Raw genomic sequence first — 15,853 nt, forward strand, 5'->3', positions numbered from 1 at the left:
TGCACATTCCCAAAAAATCTAACATAATGCAAAAGCTCATTTTGTTGTTTTCGGTAATCGCTGTTTTTTCACTGGCTTCTTGTGATGAAACTAATACGAGCAATACGCCTTCAGCCAATGTGGGTATAGATTCTGCCAATTTTACACAGGTACAATGGACAGATACTTTAATAGATTTTGGTACCATAACCAAAGGCCAGAAAGTACATATAGTGTTTAAATGCAAAAACACTGGCACCAAGCCCATGTTTATTTATTATGTACGCCCCGGCTGTGGCTGCACTGTTGCTGAGTATACCAAGGAAGCTATTGCACCTGGTGGCAGCGGCGAGATAGATGCTTCTTACGATAGCAACCATGGCATTGTTGGGCAAATTAGAAAATCAATCACTGTTCAAACCAATACAACCAATCCTTCACCGCAATTGTTTTTTACCGGTACGGTATTAGATCCGTCGCTGGCCAGAGACACTACTGCAAAAAAGGGTTAACAATCAAATCTGCACATTTTTATAAAACAAAACAATATGAATCTGATGAACACATTTTTTTTAATGGCACCTCCTCAAGGTGGAGAGCAATCGCCAATACCTACTTTTATTATGATGGGAGCCATTATATTGGTATTCTGGTTATTTATGATTCGTCCTCAGGCAAAAAAGGCAAAAGACCAAAAGAAATATATTGAAGATCTGGCCAAAGGCGATAAAGTGGTAACCATTGCCGGTATTCACGGTATTGTAAACAAAGTAAACGATGATGGTACTATTAACCTGGAAGTAAGTCCGGGTAGTTATATAAAACTGGAAAAATCAGCCATTAGTTTAGAGTGGAGCCAAACTGCCAACAAAGCAGCCACTGCCGATAAAAAATAAATGTAAAATCATATGAAAACGGGGAAATACCAATTTCCTCGTTTTTTTTATGTACCCGGCGCTCGTTTTTATGGCAACACCGCTTGCGTCGCACTCTTGTACTATAGTAATACTACTCAGCAAAACAGCCAAATAATACCATGCTTAGTGCTGCCGATTATATTCAACATTATCAATTTAAAATACACCCCGAAGGTGGTTACTACAGCCAAACCTACTGTGCTGCCGAAGAAATACAACAGCAGGCATTACCCGCAAGGTTTACAGGTAATAGGTTTTTCTCCACAGCTATTTATTTTTTGTTAGAGCAAGGCAATTTCTCAGCATTCCACCGCATTAAAAGTGATGAATGCTGGCATTTTTATGAAGGTCAAACCTTATTGGTGCATGTATTACACACAACTGGTACATTAGAAACAATACAACTGGGTAAAAACATACAGCAAGGCGAAACATTTCAATTTGTTGTACCGGCAGGTTGTTGGTTTGCCAGTGAACCGGCTGCCACAACTTCATTTAGTTTGGCAGGATGTACCGTTGCACCCGGTTTTAATTTCGAAGATTTTGAATTAGCAAAATGCGAAACGCTTTCAGCGGAATTTCCACAACACGCCACAATAATTCAGCGCCTTACCCGACAGTAGATTGGGTAGATTGCCAAACCGTATTTTTTTGCTTTTGTTGGACTTCCTGTTGTAACTTAATAATTGTAAAAGCCAGCACACAAAGCACCAGTATAATTATTACAGCAATAATAATCCATGAAAGATTTTTTATTGCCCGTTTATCTTTTTTCGATTTTTGTTGATCCAATTGTTTTTGTAGGGTCTTATTTAATTGGCTAACTGTATCATCCAGGTTCCGGCCAGATGAGAAAGCCTGTAAGCCTTCCACCGCATCGTTTATAAAATCAGAATCAGCCATTTGCTTTTCTATGGCATGTAATTCTTCATTTGAAATATCGCCGGTAAGATATTTCATTAACTGCTCCTCATTCAGTTCATCATCCTCATGTAATATATTGGTCAGGTCTTCCATTTAGTGTTTCATCTTTTTTTCAACAAGCATTTTCAGGTTACGTTTACCATTTTGAATATAACTTTTAACCTGCAATAAACTATAACCCGTAGCGTCTGTAATTTCCTGGTAGCTTTTATGTTGCAGGTAAAATAAAGTTACACATGTTTTTTGTTCATTATTCAGTTCATCCAGCGAGTTTGACACCTGTGCTAATAAATGGTCTTGCTCAATATGCAGGCTGGTGTGAATGGTTTCATCCGCTAATTGCACAGCATCGGTAATTTCACGGGTAAACTTCCTGGTTTTATCACGCAACTGCATAAAGCAATGGTTACGGGCTACCATGTATACCCAGCTTTTAAAATATTCTACCTTATACTTCTGCAGTTCTGCAATAACCTTCAAAAATATTTGCTGTACGGCATCTTTTGCCAGCTCTTCATTTTTTAAATATTTCATACACACACCCAGCAAAAGCAAGGTATAGCGTTCCAGCAAAACACCCAGCCACTGGTTATTATGTTCTGCATAGAATTTTTCCAACAGTTCGCTATCGCTAATATGTGAATATGAGTTTTTCTTCACGCTGTAAAGTAAATATTTTACTTTATCAGGATGCAGGATTTTCTAAATTCCATAACTAATCCTCACATTTGTATATGCAAAAAATTATTAGCATAGCAGCTGTTTGTCCGCTATGGGCTAGCCCATCCTACAAATCGGAAATGACCAGCCAGCTATTATTTGGTGAGCAGGCAACCATTCTGGAAACTACCAGGGATTTCTTTTTGGTTAAATGTGAAAATGATGGTTATGAAGGATGGTGTATGCAAAATCAGGTGTTGGTTATGCCTGAAAATGATATGCCCATTTTAAAAGGCTTTACTGTAAATGCTAATGCTGTTGCCATTTTAAATAGTACGGTTGTGCCCTTACCTATAGGCTCGCCGGTATATCAGGATTTTGGATTGGATAATATTGTTTTCAATTACAGCCAAACGCATTATTGCCCCATTAATGAAATGGAAGCTACTGTTACCCGCGCAGTACAAATAGTATTGGCGTATATAAATACGCCTTATTTATGGGGCGGCAAAAGCAATTTTGGGGCAGATTGCAGTGGTTTTGTACAACAGGTATTTAAATTAATGGGCATTTTTTTACCCAGAGCCGCCAGGGCTCAGGTAAATGAGGGAAAGCCAGTTGATTTTTTGCAACAGGCACAACCTGGAGATTTGGCTTTTTTTGATAACGAACAGGGGGAAATTATCCATGTAGGTATATTATTAAGCAGCCAGCAGATTATTCATGCGTCAGGCTTTGTACATACCGATTTAATAGATACGTTGGGCATTGTAAGTACCATCACCGGCAATCGCACACACCAGTTAAGGATTATTAAAAGGCTTTTTTAGCAAAAGCAAACAATAATGCAGGCAACTTATTTTGGTATGCAAACCAGTTTTGGTTGTTTTTTGATAAGTTATATTTTGCCGCCATAAAAACGGAACCCTGAACCGAGCGTGGCAAGAGGTGATGCCATATCATTTGGTGCTGACTAACAAATTTGTATTTTATGGCTGTTGCACAGGGTAGAGGTTAAGCATTGCTGCTTTTTGCAACATAAAAGTGTGGGCAGCATCAAAATGATTGGGAATAATGCCATCTAATATGGCTTCGCGAATGGCATCTTTTATAATACCTACTTCCCGGCTGGGGGTAAGGTTAAAGGTTGCCATAATAAGTTCGCCGGTAATTGGGGGCTGCCAGTTACGCAAATGATCTTTAGCTTCTACTTCGGCCATACGCATACGTACCAGCTCGAAATTTTGTTGGTATTTTTTTACTTTGTGTTTGTTTTTGCTGGTAATATCAGCATGGCAAAGCAACATGAGATCATCAATGTTTTCACCTGCATCGAATAATAAACGCCTTACTGCACTATCGGTAATATTTTCCTTAGTAAGACTTATTGGACGCAAATGCAGTTCAACCAATTTTTGCACCAGCCGCATTTTTTCGTTCAAGGGTAATTTTAAACGGGAAAATATTTTAGGCACCATTCTGGCACCAACAACTTCGTGGCCATGAAAGGTAAAGCCATGCCCCTGTTCAAATTTTTTGGTTTGGGGTTTGGCAATATCGTGCAATATGGCTGCCCAGCGCAACCATAGATCGTTGGTGTGGGCGGCAATATTATCCAGTACCTGTAGGGTATGGTAAAAATTATCTTTATGGCCCATGCCTTCTACATTTTCGGCGCCATGTAACAACATCATTTGAGGAAAAATAAGTTGCAATAATCCACTTTTACTAAGCAAATCAAACCCGATGGAAGGTTTGGTACTTAATACAATTTTATTGAGTTCATCGGTAATTCTTTCCTGAGAAACGATTTTAATACGATTAGCGTTTGCCTTAATGGCTTCGAATGTTGCCGGGGTAATGGTAAAATTAAGTTGCGCGGCAAAGCGTATGGCCCGCATCATGCGTAAAGGATCATCGCTAAAGGTTTCATCGGGTGCCAGTGGCGTTTCTATAATACCTTTCTGAATGGCTTTTAAACCATTAAAGGGATCTAGAAGTTGGCCAAAATCATGTTTATTTAAACTTATTGCCAAGGCATTGATAGTAAAATCGCGGCGGTTTTGGTCATCGGTAAGGTTACCCGGCGCTACCATTGGCTTGCGGCTGGTTTGCTGATAACTTTCTTTACGGGCACCAACAAACTCAATTTCGAATAATTGCAGATGGTTTAACGTATCGCTACCTTCTGATGATGGGGTGGGTATTTTAATTTGGGCTGTTCCAAAATTTTTAAAAAATGCCACATAAGGTTTTGGACTAAAAGATGAAGCTACTTTATGGGCCAATTCAATACCATCTCCAATGCAAACGATATCGGCATCCTTAGTTGGTCTGCCAATAATTTTATCACGTACAAAGCCGCCAATAAGGTAACAAGGAAGTTTAAGTGCATCTGCCGCATCGGCTATTTTGTGTAATACCTCCAGTTCATATGTAGTGCAATTGATGTCCATTTTAACAAAGATAAGCGTTGGAGGTTTTGTTAAGAAACAACAAAGCATAAGCGCATAAACAAACAAAACAATTTTTCACCAAACATTTAAGAAATAAGGAGATTTATATGAATTGATTTTTATCTGTAAAACAGGTGGATAAAGGAGTTTGGAGGATGGTAAAACGGTTCTTACATTTGGATTATTCAAATTTAATGCTTTATTTCAAAGCTTTAACTGGTATAATTCAGGTGTAATTTTTAAAATAAAATTCTTGTATTTTATGTTATAAATAGAATAGACCGGTTAATGGAATGCCGGTTTTAAATAAGCCATTTAACTATTAAAAAAAGCTGTACCGGATTTTTTGGCATTAATGCCCACAATTTGATATGAATTATCAATTCAACATTTTCTCTAATATACTGCTTATTTCAGGGTTTGGTACAGCCCTGATGGCTGCATTAATTCTTAAAAGAAAAGGTTCTGCTGTAAAATGGTTTAGCTATCTGCTGCTTTCAATTGCCATTTGGGCTTTATGTTATGGCATGGAGTTAAGTTGTCAAGACCTTAAATTAATGGTTTTCTGGAATAGCCTGGAGTATATTGGTATTGCTTTTTTACCTGCCACCTGGATTATTTTTATTTTAAAATATACAGGAAGAAATCTATGGCTAAATAAAAGCAGGTTGGGTGCCATTTTTATTGTGCCGTTTGTTACACTTATAATGGTTTGGACAAACAAATATCACCAATTTTTTTATTCAGGAAATGAATTAGACAGCAGCTTTAGGTTTCCTCTTTTTAAAGCGGAGCCTGGACCATGGTATATAGTACACACGGTTTACTTTTACGCTTTGCTGGCTTTAGGTATCTATTTTTTGTTTGATAATTATAAAAAGGCTGACGCTATTTATAAACATCAAAGTATGATTTTGTTTATAGCAGTAATGGCCCCCTGGATTGCCAATATATTATACCACCTGAGGGTTTTACCAGTTGATTCCATTGATATTACTCCATTTGGATTTATTATTACAGCTTTTGTTATTTGTTTGGGCTTATTGAGGTACCGGTTATTTGATATAGCGCCATTTGCCAGAGAAAAAGTAATTAATTCCATGCAGGAGGGATTATTGGTTTTAGATGCTCATTTAAGGGTGGTGGATGTAAATACCGAAATGAAGAAAATGTTATCCGGACGGTCTTCGCAGGTAGTTGGAATGGTATTTTCTCAACTGTTTCCGAACCAGCCAAATTTGGTTAAATCGGTTAACAGTATGATTAACGATAAAATTGAAATGGCTCTTAAGGACAATAACGAAACCAAATATTTTGAAGTAAGTATCACACAACTTTTTGAGAAAAATTACCTCTATACCGGTGTTATCCTTTTGTTCAGAGATATTACCGAACATAGATTGGCTGCTGAAAAATTAAAGAAACAGGCTGATGAATTAATTGCCCTCAATAAATTAAAAGATAAACTCTTCTCTATCATTTCACACGATCTAAGAAGCCCCGTTTCCAATTTAATGAAAGTGCTGAATATGAACGATACGGGTATACTTTCTGATGATGACCTGAAAATAATGCTTCCGGTTTTATCCAAGAATATTGGTTATGTATCCGGATTGCTCGAAAATCTTTTATACTGGTCAAGAACCCAAATGCAGGGGGAAACCATTAACCGTATCAACTTTAACCTGCATGCCATTATATTAGATAAGCTTAATCTTTTTGAAAAACAAGCCGAAGAAAAAGGCATCAACCTTATCAATAAAATAAACGACCAAACAACCGTATCTGCCGATAAGGATATGATTGATTTTGTATTAAGAAACCTGATTGGTAATGCTATTAAATTCTGCAAAAATGGTGATTCCATTACCATCAGTGCGGTAATTGATGCATCAAACACCACAATTTGTGTGGCCGATACTGGTGCCGGTATAAAAGAAGAAAACCTGCGCAATCTTTTTAAAACAACCGTTTTTACTACCAAAGGTACAATGGGCGAACAGGGCACAGGATTAGGCCTGGTAATCTGCAAAGATTTTATTGAGAAGAATAATGGTAAAATTTGGGTAGAAAGCAAGTTGGGTACAGGCAGTAATTTTTATTTTACCATTAACAATGCCACTCCCGAATTGGCTTTCCCTGCAATGGAAAATGAAACCATCAGTGATGATTATTATTTGTTTAAATAATCTGCAAAAAGTCAAAACTATTATTATTAACCAAACTGAAGTCTGCTATTCAGCTTTACTTGCGTCGCACACTTGTACGGCAGCACTAACAGCGGCAAACAAGTAATTTATCATCTTTTCTTAGCTCCAAAACAAAATTGTAAGCAAAAGCAATTACATTTATTTTATAACCAATTAGAATAGTTTTATGAATGCTGAGATGGCTGTGGCATGTAATAATTTTTTAGGCGAGGGGCCCGTATGGCATAAAGGCCGGAACAGTTTTTTTTGGGTGGATATTGAAGGGCAGTTATTACAGGAATATAATATTTTAACCCAAAACGTGCAAAACTGGCAAATGCCCGTACGTATTGGTACTATCGCTATAATTAATAATGAGGAACTGGTAATTGCCCTACACGGGTCAATTGTTTTATTTAATCTATCAAACGGAACATTTAAAACAATCGCTCCTCTCGATGCCGAAAACAAAATGAACCGCGCAAATGATGGCAAGTGCGATAGTAAAGGCCGATTATGGGTGGGCACCATGCATATATATGGTAATCAGCCGGTGGGTAGTTTGTTTGTGCTGGAGGGTAAAAATATTACAAAACAACTTACCGGTTTAGGCATATCAAATGGTATGGATTGGACTGCAGATGACAGTAGGTTTTATTTTATTGATTCTCCTACACAAAGAGTAGACGCTTTTAAATTTAATGCAGCAAATGGCACCATTAAATTTGATAGGACAGTAATACATATACCAGCTAATGAAGGATCTCCGGATGGAATGTGTATTGACAATGAAGGCATGTTATGGGTTGCACAATGGGGTGGATATGCCGTTAAACGATACAATCCAAATACAGGAGAATTGCTCCAAACCATTGATGTGCCTGCACCACAGGTTACTTCATGTGCTTTTGGAGGTGAAAATCTCGATGCCCTTTTTATTACTACAGCAAGCGTTGGTTTATCGGCTGATATAATGGAGAAATATCCCCTAAGTGGTAATTGCTTTATATGCCAGCCTGGTGTAAAAGGTGTGGGACCATTTTACTTTACACCATAATGCCAGTTTCAAACCAATTTGCTGCATAGCATTACTGGTGTACAAGTGAGTGACACAACGAAGCTTGTTAATTGTTATGCTGCTGACCTAAAAAATGGGTTTAAACAGCTTCATAAATATCAAGTACCTGCTGTGCCGTTTTTTGCCAGGAAAACATAGCCGCCCGGTTAATGCCATAAGCTATAGTTTGATTGCGCAACGATTCGTTTTGTAATACATTTAATATGGTTGCGGCAATATCATCAGGTTGTGTGGGGTCTATCAATAAGGCGCCTTCGCCAGCCACTTCTGGCATTGCCGAAGTATTGCTGGTGATGACAGGTATACCGCAAGCCATGGCCTCCAGGATTGGAATACCAAAACTTTCTCTTAAAGAAGGGTATAAAAACATTTGCGCCAGTCGGTATAGATTTGGTAATTCCTTATTTGGAATATACCCTGTTAGCATGATATGGTTGATGAGGTGCTCGTTATTCTGCGCTTTTAACATGGCCAATAAATGATCTCTGCCAAAATCTGGCATTACCAGCGTAAAATCAAGTTGCCCTTTTGCATGCAGTAAGCCCAAAGCTTTCATCACGTTAGGGAGATTTTTTTTAGGGTCGGTATTGCCTAAAAAAAGAACAAAGCGGTCGGGCAAATTCATTTTTTGCTTAAATGCAAGCAATTCAGCCTCATTTTTTTCTGGTGTAAAATGGCTGCCACAGGCATTATATACTGTTTTAACCCTGTTTTCAGGAATATGTAAACCTTCAATAATCCGCTGACGTTCATAATCGCTTACAGTGATAATGGTTTGCGCTTTTTTGGCAATACGTGGCACATTCCACCTGCGATAAAGGTTACCAAAACGTTGATAATAGGTACCTTCTTTAATCATCCATTTTTCCAAATAAATAATATCATGAATGGTAACTACCAAGGGCAATTTAGTTGATATGGGAGCAGTATTACTGGTGCAATGCAATAGATTAACTTTATCTTCTTTGCAGGCTTTTGGAAGCATATTTTGTTCCCAAACAGGGTAGGAGGCCGGCCCTTTTACCTGAATATGCATATGGCTGCTATTCACAAGTGCATTACTATCTTCATCGGGTTGTACATACACATAATAATCATGCGGGGTTTGCATTTGCTGTAAGTGGCGCAGTACTTCCAGAATTACAATATCCATTCCGTGCTTTTTTTTCCTGTAAATACGTTGCGCTTCTATACCGATTTTCATAAAGGAGGATTTTTAAGGTAAATAAAATTTGTACTATTTATTTATCGTGCTTGTCTTTACTGGTGTTACTAAAATTCCAGATAAGCCCTTTCCAAAAAGCTTTCAGGTGATTCCAATCTGCTTTTAATATATAGCCAATCAAGTTTTTGGGAACGGCAATACAGAAATAATACAGATACATCAGTAGCTTTTGTATACCAAATGTATTTCTTCTTAAATACAGTAATCTGTTACGGCTATAATAATAGGTTTTAAGTGTAGAACCTTTGCCGGTGCTAATAGATTCTTTATGCCAAACTTTACTGGCAGGTTCGTACCATATTGTATAACCAGCTCTTTTAAATCTTTCGCAGTAATCCATTTCTTCATAATAAAGAAAGAATAACTCTGCCATTAAGCCTACTTTATCAAAAGCAGCACGTGAAAACATCATGGCTGCACCATGCGCTCTGGAAGTAGGCATGGCAGTATCATGTTGCCCTTTATCTTTTTCTAAATAGCCAATGGAAAACCCACGGCCGGTTATGGGACTTATAGGAGAAAAGCCTGCAAATTGAATGGTATCAGGCTCATCATAATAAAGAATTTTAGGGCAGATAACGCCAATTTGCTTATCTGATTCCATTCTGTTAACCAGGGGTTCAAGAAAATCTGGTGCTACTTCCGTATCGTTATTTAGTAAAAACAAATAATCGCCGGTAGCGGCTTCAATACCTTTATTATTACCACCTGCAAAACCAAGATTCTCACCTGTATTTATATATTTTATCCAGGGATAATCTATGGGTAACTGGTAGCCGGGTTCTTTGTTACTATTATCAACCACTATTACTTCAATGGAAGGATAGCTTATTTTTTGCAGTGAAGCCAATAATGCTGCCGTTACTGCAGTGCCATTAAAGTTGATGGTTATAATAGAAACTTTTGGTGGAATGTTTGTCATGACGGGTATTTGGATGAAAATAAATTATTATAGTATTGTTGCTTCTCAACAATGGGCCTTATTATGGCCTACACTATTAGCTTATCGTAAATTAATGCCATTACTGCATATATAGCAATTGCAAAATAATTGTTGAATTGAAGTTGAATTATAATAATGTGGCATAGGTAATGGATTTATTGGTACTGATTATTATTCTAAAATTAATGCGTTTAAACGATAAACATCATGATATTACTCATTTTATTTAATAAAATAGGCCGCTTGTTTTAATATGTAAAAGTAAAAACCAGCTATTGTATTTAAACTGTAGTATCATGAAAGTTTTTATATAGAATTAATTCTACAAAATGCTGACAATCAATAAAATAATGCATTTTTTTTATAAATAATTACCTATAAATTAAGTTCATACACAAAAATTATTTAGTTTTATGTTACTAAAAATTTAATCCATAACCTACCATCCCAAAAACCGTTTCATCCTTTAAATCTGTACAATATGAAAATTACATTCTGGATTTTCCTGTTTATTATTTTTTATACTTATGTTGGCTATGGCATTTTTTTATATGCCCTGGTTAGAATAAGAAGAATAATTAAAGGAAAACGAAATAGCAATTTTGATTTAACCAATCTTCCTACCTGTACGCTAATCATTGCTGTATTTAATGAAGCATCCATCCTGGAGGAAAAAATAAAAAATACAAAAGAACTTGTTTACCCCGATGGGAAAATCAATTTCCTTTTTGTAACCGATGGTTCTACCGATGAATCGCCTGAAATAATTAAAAAACACGAAGGCATTTCATTGATGCATTCACCCGAACGCAGGGGTAAAATTCATGCAATGCACCGCGCTATGAATGAAGTGCATACCGAAATTGTAATTTTTACCGATGCCAATACCTTTTTAAACAAAGAAGCCCTTATTAATATTGCCCGGCATTATCAGGATAGAACAGTTGGAGCAGTGGCTGGTGAAAAACGAGTACAAATAGATGAAACTGCCGATGCTACTGCAGGTGAAGGTTTTTACTGGAAATACGAATCTGCTTTGAAAAAATGGGATTCAGAATTGTATTCCGTTGTTGGAGCTGCGGGTGAACTATTTAGTATCCGCCGCGATTTATATATACCTGTACCGCCCGATACCGTGTTAGACGATTTTATGATTTCCCTGCGTATTGCCGAAAAAGGGTACCGCATCGTGTACGAGCCTGATGCATTTGCCTTGGAAACATCCTCTGCCAGCATTTCTGAAGAACTAAAACGAAAAATTAGAATTGCTGCCGGCGGCATACAATCTGTAGTAAGGTTAAAAAGTCTGCTAAATCCATTTCATAATTTTGTGCTTACATTTCAATATATCAGTCACCGCGTGTTAAGGTGGACAATCACCCCATTTTTAATGATTGCCGCCGTTATTATCAATGCAATAATTGTTTGGCAAACAGGCGAGTGGTTATACATGGTTTTACTGGCAGGACAAATACTATTTTATGCCCTGGCAATAATTGGGCTTACTTTTGAAAAAAGAAATATCCGCATTAAAGCCTTGTTTATACCCTATTATTTTTGCGTAATGAATTATGCTGTGTTGGCAGGAATAAAGCGATATGCATTTGCCGAGCAAAAAGTAACCTGGGAAAAAGCAAAAAGAAAATAAAAACAATCGTAAACAGTTTTACCTAAAAAGCTGCGTAACCTATATGCGGCTTTTTTATTAATACCAATAACTGGTAGCCTTGCACTAGAACAAATAGTTGGCTTTACTTGCGTCGCACTCTTGTACTGTATAACTTTATGGAGCTAATGCATCAGGTTGGATTTTTAATTACATGTTTAAAAGGTAAAATATGATTTTTGAAACAGTAGAATTTCTTGCAAAAGAAATAGAAAAATATATTCATCACATAACCAACAATACAGAAATACCTGTTTCAATTAAAATTGGCCAGGTTGCTTCGGCTGCCGAAAGCAATGCACACAATAATTTCGGCCAACTAACTTTGGTAAATATTGGCGAGGAAAAATTGCCTACCCTTCAAACCAGTAATAACCCGGAAAATAATAATGGTGTAGCAACCAATCTCAATTTGTATGTATTACTATCCTTCCACCAACCAGCATATGGTGATGCACTTAAATGTTTAGGATCTAGCGTAAGCTTTTTTCAGCATCAACCCATATTTAGCCGGGAAACAAACCCAAATATACCAGACACACTTCAACAAATAATTGTTGAACATTACTCATTAAATTTAGAGCAACAGCATCATTTATGGAGTACCATTGGAGTACCATACAAACCTTCTGTACTGTATAGAGTAAGGGTAAAAGCGATACCAAATTTGAGCTAAACCAAAACTGGCAAAATGCTTGTGAACATTAAATATTTCTGGGATTTTTCCATTGTAATTGTAAGCGCTTTATAGTTTCATTTAATCGCTCATAACGCGTTTCCGCTTTTTTGGCAGTAACAATCCACTCTACATATTCTTTTTTGTTGGTAAATGATAGCGTATTAAAAAATGTTGCTGCACTTTTGTTTTTATTTAATAAATCCAACAGATCCTGGGGCGGTGTTATAGTTTTTGTAGCTGCATCAATATAATGTTCAATTTCCCTTTGTTTGGGTGCTGTCTGTTTTATAGCATCATCTGCATTTTTTCTCCTAAAACCAAAGGCACTCCAGGTTTCGTCAAAAGAAATAAGGCTGAGCCAGGTTAAGGTATTTTCATGCTTTAATAAATTATCCCAGCCTTTATCCCGCGTTAAATCGGTTTGCAATTTAGAACTTCCCTTTGGGTAATATATCCAACAAACTATATGCTGGTTTACTAATGTCAATACGTATTCCAATTCCTTATCAAAAGCGGCTTTGTTTAAAACAAACCAATGTACCTGATTATATTTTTTACCTCTATCATCTGTAACAAGCACCGTTTCAGGTAAAGGGGACAGTTTTTGTTTAAAATCTGCTGGTGCATTCAGGCAGAGAATGGTTTCACCTGCTTTGATCTTTAATTTCTGAGCGGTTGATAAGGCCATTTTTCTTTTAAAAATACTAAGCAATTAGATGATAAGTATCATTTAATCCCATCCGCAATAGCAAATTTTGCTGCCATGAAAGAAGAAATTTGAAGTGAGTGACACAAGAGGCGATGCCATGATAACACAAATGCCGGCTAATAACTGCTAAAAAGTACCACTAAAACAGGTGAAATTTTGCTATTATGACAATTTTTCACCTTTTCCTGTCATGGCATAATGATTGAACAAGGAAACTTGTAAAATTTTGAATACTAACCATTAAAGAAAATAAATACTATGGGAAAGATAATAGGAATTGATCTTGGAACTACCAACAGTTGCGTATCTGTAATGGAAGGCAATGAGCCGGTAGTAATTGCCAATGATGAAGGACGTCGTACTACGCCATCTGTGGTAGCGTTTCTTAAAAATGGCGAACGTAAAGTAGGTGATCCGGCTAAACGCCAGGCCATTACCAACTCACAAAATACCATATCCAGCGTAAAACGCTTTATGGGCCGCAGGTTTGATGAAGTAACTGAAGAAATAAGCCATTGGAGCTATAAAGTAGCCAAAGGTGACAATAATACCGTTCGTGTTGATATTGATGGCCGTTTATATACACCACAAGAAATTTCTGCAATGATTTTGCAGAAAATGAAAAAAACAGCTGAAGATTATTTGGGCCAGGAAGTTACCGAAGCAGTTATTACTGTACCTGCTTATTTTAATGATGCGCAACGTCAGGCTACTAAAGAAGCCGGTGAAATTGCCGGTTTAACCGTACGTCGTATTGTGAACGAGCCTACTGCTGCTGCATTGGCTTATGGTTTGGATAAAAAACATGCCGATCAAAAAATCGCTGTATTTGACCTTGGTGGCGGTACATTTGATATATCTATACTGGACCTTGGGGATGGTGTTTTTGAAGTAAAATCTACCAATGGTGACACCCATCTTGGTGGTGATGACTTTGATAAAGTAATTATGGACTGGTTGGCAGATGAATTTAAGCAACAGGAAAATGTAGACCTGCGTAAAGACCCAATGGCTTTACAGCGTTTAAAAGAAGCTGCAGAAAAAGCTAAAGTAGAATTAAGTTCTTCCAGCGAAACTGAAATAAACCTGCCATATATCACTGCTATTGATGGTGTTCCTAAACACCTTGTTTTAAAATTAACAAGAGCAAAATTTGAAGCATTGGCAGATAAACTTTTTGCCAGGTGTTTAAAACCTTGCGAAATAGCATTGAAAGATGCAGGTTACAGCACTTCTCAAATTGATGAAGTTATATTGGTAGGTGGTTCTTCACGTATACCAAAGGTGCAGGAGATTGTTGAAAAATTCTTTGGTAAAAAACCAAACAAGAGCGTTAACCCTGATGAAGTGGTAGCAATTGGTGCAGGTATACAAGGTGGCGTTTTAACAGGTGAGGTAAAAGATGTGTTGTTACTGGATGTTACCCCATTAGGTTTAGGTATAGAAACAATGGGTGGTATTATGACAACCATGATACAATCAAATACTACCATTCCAACCAAAAAAACAGAAGTGTATTCTACCGCCAGCGATAACCAGCCAGGCGTACAAATTCACGTATTGCAGGGCGAAAGACCAATGGCTAATCAAAATAAAAGTTTGGGTGTGTTTAACCTGGATGGCATACCGCCGGCACCACGTGGCGTACCACAAATTGAAGTAACTTTTGATATTGATGCCAATGGTATGATACATGTAAGTGCTAAAGACAAAGGCACCGGCAAAGAACAAAAAATTCGAATTGAAGCAGGCAGTGGCTTAAGCAAGGAAGAAGTAGAGAAAATGAAGGCCGAAGCCAAAGCACATGAAGCAGAGGATAAACTGGCCCGTGAAAAAGTTGAAAAGCTTAACCAGGCTGATAGTATGATTTTCCAGACAGAAAAGCAATTTAAAGAGTTTGGCGATAAAATACCTGCTGACAAAAAAGCACCAATCGAAACTGCGCTAAACAATTTAAAAGAAGCGCATAAGAGCCAGGATGTAGCTGCCGTTGATGTAGCGATGGAAGCAATGAATACTGCATGGACAGCGGCCAGTGAAGAAATTTACAAGGCACAGGCTGCTGCGGGTGGTGCACAACCAGGTGCCGCTGATGCTGGCGCAAGTACTGATGCCGGTTCTGAAACAGTTACTGATGCTGAGTTTGAAGAAGTGAAATAATTTGTTGATGAATTTTAAATAGTAAAAGCCCTTGCAATTTTTGCAAGGGCTTTTTACATTATATATGAAATGCGCTTGGAAGAGAATGTTGTATTTGGTGTGGAGCCAAGCTACTTTATTGTATGGCAGCTTTACTTGCGTCGCACACTTGTACTGTAGCAAATAACTTGGCATAAAAGCGCCAATAAAAACTGATAAAGAAACGTAGAATAGTATCTATTGGCTGAATAGTATTACTGGCGTACAAGTGTGCGACGCAAGAATGTAT

General features: G+C 37.4%; 15 protein-coding genes. 9 read left to right on the forward strand and 6 right to left on the reverse strand.

Translation table 11 applies throughout. The features are described 5' to 3' along the window. The first annotated feature begins 26 nt into the window (after positions 1-26). From GD597_RS02640 to GD597_RS02650, 3 genes are all read left to right on the forward strand, one after another. A complete protein-coding gene (locus tag GD597_RS02640; RefSeq protein ID WP_171606260.1) occupies positions 27-491 on the forward strand; it encodes a DUF1573 domain-containing protein in 465 nt (154 codons plus the stop codon). Positions 492-527: 36 nt separating this feature from the next. Then, complete coding sequence (yajC, locus tag GD597_RS02645) at positions 528-875, forward strand: preprotein translocase subunit YajC (protein ID WP_235954164.1); 348 nt, start codon at positions 528-530, stop codon at positions 873-875. Positions 876-1,015: 140 nt separating this feature from the next. After that, complete coding sequence (locus GD597_RS02650; RefSeq protein ID WP_171606261.1) at positions 1,016-1,519, forward strand: cupin domain-containing protein; 504 nt, start codon at positions 1,016-1,018, stop codon at positions 1,517-1,519. Here the strand turns inward: GD597_RS02650 and GD597_RS02655 are convergent. Continuing rightward, positions 1,506-1,913, reverse strand: a complete 408-nt coding sequence (locus GD597_RS02655) for a hypothetical protein (RefSeq protein ID WP_171606262.1) — start codon at positions 1,911-1,913, stop codon at positions 1,506-1,508. The genes GD597_RS02650 and GD597_RS02655 overlap by 14 nt on opposite strands. Continuing rightward, on the reverse strand, positions 1,914-2,480 hold the full coding sequence (locus tag GD597_RS02660; protein WP_171606263.1) for an RNA polymerase sigma factor: 567 nt from the start codon (positions 2,478-2,480) through the stop codon (positions 1,914-1,916). A 74-nt stretch (positions 2,481-2,554) separates the two neighbouring features. On the opposite strand from GD597_RS02660, the gene GD597_RS02665 reads away from it, so the two are divergent. Further along, positions 2,555-3,310 (forward strand): C40 family peptidase, encoded by a 756-nt coding sequence (locus GD597_RS02665; RefSeq protein WP_171606264.1) that lies wholly within the window; start codon positions 2,555-2,557, stop codon positions 3,308-3,310. Positions 3,311-3,469: 159 nt separating this feature from the next. On the opposite strand, the gene GD597_RS02670 is transcribed toward GD597_RS02665, so the two are convergent. Next, on the reverse strand, positions 3,470-4,936 hold the full coding sequence (locus tag GD597_RS02670) for a CCA tRNA nucleotidyltransferase (protein ID WP_171606265.1): 1,467 nt from the start codon (positions 4,934-4,936) through the stop codon (positions 3,470-3,472). A gap of 371 nt (positions 4,937-5,307) precedes the next feature. Here GD597_RS02670 and GD597_RS02675 point away from each other — a divergent pair, with 371 nt between their 5' ends. Continuing rightward, entirely contained in the window at positions 5,308-7,125 is a 1,818-nt protein-coding gene (locus tag GD597_RS02675; protein ID WP_171606266.1) for a sensor histidine kinase, read from the forward strand. A 187-nt stretch (positions 7,126-7,312) separates the two neighbouring features. Beyond that, positions 7,313-8,182: an SMP-30/gluconolactonase/LRE family protein gene (locus tag GD597_RS02680; protein WP_171606267.1), complete on the forward strand. Its 870-nt coding sequence runs from the start codon at positions 7,313-7,315 to the stop codon at positions 8,180-8,182. Positions 8,183-8,282: 100 nt separating this feature from the next. On the opposite strand, the gene GD597_RS02685 is transcribed toward GD597_RS02680, so the two are convergent. Both GD597_RS02685 and GD597_RS02690 read right to left on the reverse strand, forming a co-directional pair. Continuing rightward, a complete protein-coding gene (locus tag GD597_RS02685) occupies positions 8,283-9,407 on the reverse strand; it encodes a glycosyltransferase family 4 protein (RefSeq protein WP_171606268.1) in 1,125 nt (374 codons plus the stop codon). A 37-nt stretch (positions 9,408-9,444) separates the two neighbouring features. Continuing rightward, positions 9,445-10,350 carry a glycosyltransferase family 2 protein gene (locus tag GD597_RS02690; RefSeq protein WP_171606269.1) on the reverse strand — a complete coding sequence of 302 codons (906 nt, stop codon included), beginning with the start codon at positions 10,348-10,350 and terminating at the stop codon, positions 9,445-9,447. A gap of 502 nt (positions 10,351-10,852) precedes the next feature. Here GD597_RS02690 and GD597_RS02695 point away from each other — a divergent pair. Both GD597_RS02695 and GD597_RS02700 read left to right on the forward strand, forming a co-directional pair. Continuing rightward, positions 10,853-12,019 carry a glycosyltransferase family 2 protein gene (locus tag GD597_RS02695; protein ID WP_171606270.1) on the forward strand — a complete coding sequence of 389 codons (1,167 nt, stop codon included), beginning with the start codon at positions 10,853-10,855 and terminating at the stop codon, positions 12,017-12,019. 190 nt (positions 12,020-12,209) lie between these two features. Then, positions 12,210-12,713 carry a DUF4255 domain-containing protein gene (locus GD597_RS02700; protein ID WP_171606271.1) on the forward strand — a complete coding sequence of 168 codons (504 nt, stop codon included), beginning with the start codon at positions 12,210-12,212 and terminating at the stop codon, positions 12,711-12,713. 28 nt (positions 12,714-12,741) lie between these two features. Here the strand turns inward: GD597_RS02700 and GD597_RS02705 are convergent, their stop codons facing one another. Next, the gene (locus GD597_RS02705) at positions 12,742-13,404 is read right to left on the reverse strand and encodes a YdeI/OmpD-associated family protein (protein ID WP_171606272.1); all 663 of its coding nucleotides are present in this window, start codon (positions 13,402-13,404) and stop codon (positions 12,742-12,744) included. A gap of 279 nt (positions 13,405-13,683) precedes the next feature. On the opposite strand from GD597_RS02705, the gene dnaK reads away from it, so the two are divergent. Continuing rightward, entirely contained in the window at positions 13,684-15,585 is a 1,902-nt protein-coding gene (gene dnaK / locus GD597_RS02710) for a molecular chaperone DnaK (RefSeq protein ID WP_171606273.1), read from the forward strand. The last annotated feature ends 268 nt before the right edge of the window (positions 15,586-15,853 follow it).

Origin of the sequence: Limnovirga soli (assembly GCF_013106755.1) — a bacterium.
Taxonomy (GTDB): Bacteria; Bacteroidota; Bacteroidia; order Chitinophagales; family Chitinophagaceae; genus Limnovirga; species Limnovirga soli.

Coding starts and splice junctions, on each gene's coding strand:
- GD597_RS02640 (WP_171606260.1), top strand. CDS start 27: ATGCAAAAGCTCATTTTGTTGTTTTCGGTAATCGCTGTTTTTTCACTG.
- yajC (WP_235954164.1), top strand. CDS start 528: ATGAATCTGATGAACACATTTTTTTTAATGGCACCTCCTCAAGGTGGA.
- GD597_RS02650 (WP_171606261.1), top strand. CDS start 1,016: ATGCTTAGTGCTGCCGATTATATTCAACATTATCAATTTAAAATACAC.
- GD597_RS02655 (WP_171606262.1), bottom strand. CDS start 1,913: ATGGAAGACCTGACCAATATATTACATGAGGATGATGAACTGAATGAG.
- GD597_RS02665 (WP_171606264.1), top strand. CDS start 2,555: ATGCAAAAAATTATTAGCATAGCAGCTGTTTGTCCGCTATGGGCTAGC.
- GD597_RS02670 (WP_171606265.1), bottom strand. CDS start 4,936: ATGGACATCAATTGCACTACATATGAACTGGAGGTATTACACAAAATA.
- GD597_RS02675 (WP_171606266.1), top strand. CDS start 5,308: ATGAATTATCAATTCAACATTTTCTCTAATATACTGCTTATTTCAGGG.
- GD597_RS02680 (WP_171606267.1), top strand. CDS start 7,313: ATGAATGCTGAGATGGCTGTGGCATGTAATAATTTTTTAGGCGAGGGG.
- GD597_RS02685 (WP_171606268.1), bottom strand. CDS start 9,407: ATGAAAATCGGTATAGAAGCGCAACGTATTTACAGGAAAAAAAAGCAC.
- GD597_RS02690 (WP_171606269.1), bottom strand. CDS start 10,350: ATGACAAACATTCCACCAAAAGTTTCTATTATAACCATCAACTTTAAT.
- GD597_RS02695 (WP_171606270.1), top strand. CDS start 10,853: ATGAAAATTACATTCTGGATTTTCCTGTTTATTATTTTTTATACTTAT.
- GD597_RS02700 (WP_171606271.1), top strand. CDS start 12,210: ATGATTTTTGAAACAGTAGAATTTCTTGCAAAAGAAATAGAAAAATAT.
- GD597_RS02705 (WP_171606272.1), bottom strand. CDS start 13,404: ATGGCCTTATCAACCGCTCAGAAATTAAAGATCAAAGCAGGTGAAACC.
- dnaK (WP_171606273.1), top strand. CDS start 13,684: ATGGGAAAGATAATAGGAATTGATCTTGGAACTACCAACAGTTGCGTA.